The sequence below is a fragment of the Streptomyces sp. genome (genome assembly GCF_031178505.1).
Lineage (GTDB): Bacteria > Actinomycetota > Actinomycetes > Streptomycetales > Streptomycetaceae > Streptomyces > Streptomyces gulbargensis.
This window is the reverse complement of record NZ_JAPSIW010000688.1, coordinates 1-3,776: the sequence shown is the minus strand read 5'-3', so window position 1 is coordinate 3,776 and position 3,776 is coordinate 1. Positions and strand designations below refer to the sequence as shown.

Genomic DNA, 3,776 nt, shown 5'->3' with positions numbered 1-3,776 from the left:
TTGTCGCGGACCAGGTCCTTGATCAGGCGCACGAAGGCCATGGTGGTCGCGACCGACTGCGAGCCGGAGCCCTTGTCGAAGGCGGTGAAGGCCTTCTCGGCCGGGGCCGGCAGCGGGGCGAGCGGGTGCACGCGGCGGGCCGGGGCGGGACCGCCGAGGGCCGCGCGGCGCTCCTGGAGGTAGCGGACCTCGGGGGAGTCGGCGCCGGGGTGGCCGTAGGGGACCACGCCGTCGACGAACTGGCTGTCGGAGATCGGCAGCTCGAGAAGGTCGCGCATGTTCTTGAACTCGTCCGTGGAGAGCTTCTTCATCTGGTGGTTCGCGTTCTTCGACGCGAAACCCTCACCGAGGGTGAAGCCCTTGACGGTCTGCGCGAGGATGACCGTCGGCGCGCCCTTGAACTCCAGGGCGGCCTTGTAGGCGGCGTACACCTTGCGCGGCTCGTGGCCACCGCGGGAGAGGTGGAAGCACTCGAGGATCTTGTCGTCGCTCAGCAGCTTCGCCATCTCGACGAGCGCCGGGTCCTTGCCGAAGAAGTCCTCGCGGATGTAGGCGGCGTCGCGGGTCTGGTACGTCTGGACCTGCGCGTCCGGCACCTCGCGGAGGCGGCGGACGAGGGCGCCGGTGGTGTCGAGCGCGAACAGCTCGTCCCAGGCGTTGCCCCACAGCGACTTGACCACGTTCCAGCCGGCGCCGCGGAACTGGGCCTCCAGCTCCTGCACGATCTTGAAGTTGGCGCGGACCGGGCCGTCGAGGCGCTGCAGGTTGCAGTTGATGACGAAGGTCAGGTTGTCCAGACCCTCGCGGGCGGCGAGTGCGAGGGCCGCCGTCGACTCGGGCTCGTCCATCTCGCCGTCGCCGAGGAAGGCCCAGACGTGCGAGGAGGAGACGTCCTTGATGCCGCGGTTCGTCAGGTAGCGGTTGAAGCGCGCCTGGTAGATCGCGGAGAGCGGGCCGAGGCCCATGGAGACGGTCGGGAACTCCCACAGCCAGGGAAGGCGGCGCGGGTGCGGGTAGGAGGGCAGGCCGTTGCCGCCGGACTCCTGCCGGAAGTTGTCGAGGTGGGTCTCGCTCAGCCGGCCGTCGAGGAAGGCGCGGGCGTAGATGCCGGGGGAGGCGTGGCCCTGGATGTAGAGCTGGTCGCCGGAACCGGCGGCGTCGCCGGACTCCTTGCCCTTGAAGAAGTGGTTGAAGCCGGTCTCGTAGAGCCAGGCCGCGGAGGCGAAGGTGGCGATGTGGCCGCCGACGCCGTACTTGGAGCCGCGGGTGACCATCGCGGCCGCGTTCCAGCGGTTCCAGGCGGTGATCTTCCGCTCCATCTCCTCGTCGCCGTCGATGACCGGCTCGGCGGAGGTGGGGATGGTGTTGACGTAGTCCGTCTCCAGGAGCTTGGGGAGGGCCAGGCCCGCACCCTCGGCGTGCTGGAGCGTGCGGCGCATCAGGTAGGCGGCCCGGTGCGGGCCGGCGGCCTTGGTGACGGCGTCCAGGGAGGCCGCCCACTCGGCGGTCTCCTCGGTGTCACGGTCCGGGAGCTGGTCGAGCTCGCTCGGAATCTTGCCTACGGGATCGGTCATGATCGCCGCCTTCCGGACAGGTGGGGGTGAAGATGGGGGGCCTTGTCTGGCAGGACAGGGCGAAGGCCGGGGTACGGCCCGCCGACGACTGTAAACCGCCGATCGATGATCGATCAAAGGGTGGGGCGAGGAAAGTTCCGCCGAACGGGAAAGTCGGCACAGGGTGCCGCGTATCGGGGCACCCGGTGCCTTGTTTTCGCAGGTGGGGAGGGGTTCCGAGAGCGTCGGATGAGGACGGTGACGCACGGATGAGCGAAGCCCCGCGAGGGCGGGGCTTCGGGGGTATTAGCGAGGTCCGCCCGGCAAACGGACGTTTCCTGGCCGGAAGGAGGGCGCTTTTCGGCCACTCGTGGCCGGAGCGCCAGGCGGTTTCCCCAGGCTGCGGGGGAGGGACGCCGCCGCCGGGTGTACGGGGGGGCGGGGATGCCGAACCGGATGCGTCAGGCGCGCGGGGCGCAGCCGAGGACGTGGGCCTTCACCAGGTTCCCGATGTTCGGGTCGCCCCGGCGGAAGGCCTCCACCAGCTCCTGGTGCTCCTCCGCGTACGACTTCTGCACCGTCCCCAGCCAGCGGATCGACAGGGCCGTGAAGACCTCGATGCCGAGGCCCTCCCAGGTGTGCAGCAGCACGCCGTTGCCGGCCGCCTTCACCAGCTCCCGGTGGAAGGCCACCGTGTGCCGCACCTGGGCGGTCCCGTCCGAGGTGGCGTCCGCCCGGTACAGGGCCTCCACGTGCGGTTCCAGCGCCGAGCAGTCGGCCGACAGGCGGGGCGCCGCGAGCTCGGCGGCGATCTGCTCCAGGCCGGCCCGCACCGGGTAGCTCTCCTCCAGATCGGCCGCGGTCAGGTTCCGCACCCGGACGCCCTTGTTGGGGGCCGATTCGATCAGCCGCAGCGACTCCAGCTCGCGCAGCGCCTCCCGTACCGGGGTCTGGCTGACCTCGAGCTCCGTGGCGATCCGGCGCTCCACGATCCGCTCGCCCGGCTTCCAGCGGCCGCTGACGATCCCCTCCACGATGTGCTCGCGGATCTGCTCGCGCAGCGAGTGGACGACGGGGACGGTCATGAAGCGGCTCCTCCGGGAGTTCTAGACCCTTAGACAATACGGCGGTGTCCCCGCCCGGAAACACATCCGGACGGGGACACCGCAGGTGAGGCTTGTTACGTTGCCTTTCGGCCCCGTGCCTTACAGACCGAGGTCGACCTCGAACTCGCCGGCCTCCAGGATCGCCTTGACGGCCGTCAGGTAGCGGGCGGCGTCGGCGCCGTCCACCAGACGGTGGTCGTACGACAGGGCCAGGTAGGTCATGTCGCGGATGCCGATCACGGTGCCCTCGGGGGTCTCGATGACGGCCGGACGCTTCACGGTGGCGCCGATGCCCAGGATGGCGACCTGGTTCGGCGGCACGATGACGGTGTCGAACAGCGCACCGCGCGAACCGGTGTTGCTGATGGTGAAGGTCGCGCCCGAGAGCTCGTCCGGCGTGATCTTGGAGGCGCGCACCTTGCCCGCCAGGTCCGCCGTGGCCTTGGAGATGCCGGCGATGTTGAGGTCGCCCGCGCCCTTGATGACCGGGGTCATCAGGCCCTTCTCGGAGTCCACCGCGATACCGATGTTCTCGGTGTCGAAGTAGGTGATCGTGCCCTCGTCCTCGTTGATCCGGGCGTTGATGACCGGGTGGGCCTTCAGCGCCTGGGCCGCCGCCTTCACGAAGAACGGCATCGGGGAGAGCTTGACGCCCTCACGGGCGGCGAAGGCGTCCTTCGCCCGGGCGCGCAGCTGCATCAGCTTGGTGATGTCGACCTCGACCACCGTGGTGAGCTGGGCCTGGCCGTGCAGCGCCTTCATCATGTTGTCGCCGATGACCTTGCGCATGCGGGTCATCTTGACCGTCTGGCCGCGCAGCGGGGAGGCCTCCAGCGCGGGAGCCTTCGGCGCGGCGCTCGCGGCGGCCGGAGCCGCGGCGGGGGCCGGAGCGGCCTTCTTGGCCTCGGCGGCCGCGAGGACGTCCTGCTTGCGGATGCGGCCGCCGACACCGGAGCCCTTGACCTGGGCCAGGTCGACACCGTTCTCGTTGGCCAGCTTGCGGACCAGCGGGGTGACGTACGCGCCGTCCTCCGCCGGAGCCGGAGCCGGAGCCGCCGGGGCCTGCGGGGCCGGGGTCTGCGCGGCCGGGGCCGGGGTCTGGGCGGCGGGCGCCGGC

2 protein-coding genes and 1 pseudogene are annotated in these 3,776 nt (G+C 70.5%); all 3 read right to left on the bottom strand.

Features of this window, described 5'->3' with window-relative positions; all coding sequences use genetic code 11:
• A pseudogene (locus RIF68_RS30515) lies at window positions 1–1,574 on the bottom strand (pyruvate dehydrogenase (acetyl-transferring), homodimeric type); the annotation flags it as partial.
• Window positions 1,575–2,014: 440 nt separating this feature from the next.
• Window positions 2,015–2,638, bottom strand: coding sequence for a GntR family transcriptional regulator (locus RIF68_RS30510; protein ID WP_309054509.1), 624 nt, complete (start codon window positions 2,636–2,638; stop codon window positions 2,015–2,017).
• A gap of 120 nt (window positions 2,639–2,758) precedes the next feature.
• On the bottom strand, window positions 2,759–3,776 hold a 1,018-nt coding region (gene sucB / locus RIF68_RS30505; RefSeq protein ID WP_309054508.1), incomplete at its 5' end, for a 2-oxoglutarate dehydrogenase, E2 component, dihydrolipoamide succinyltransferase.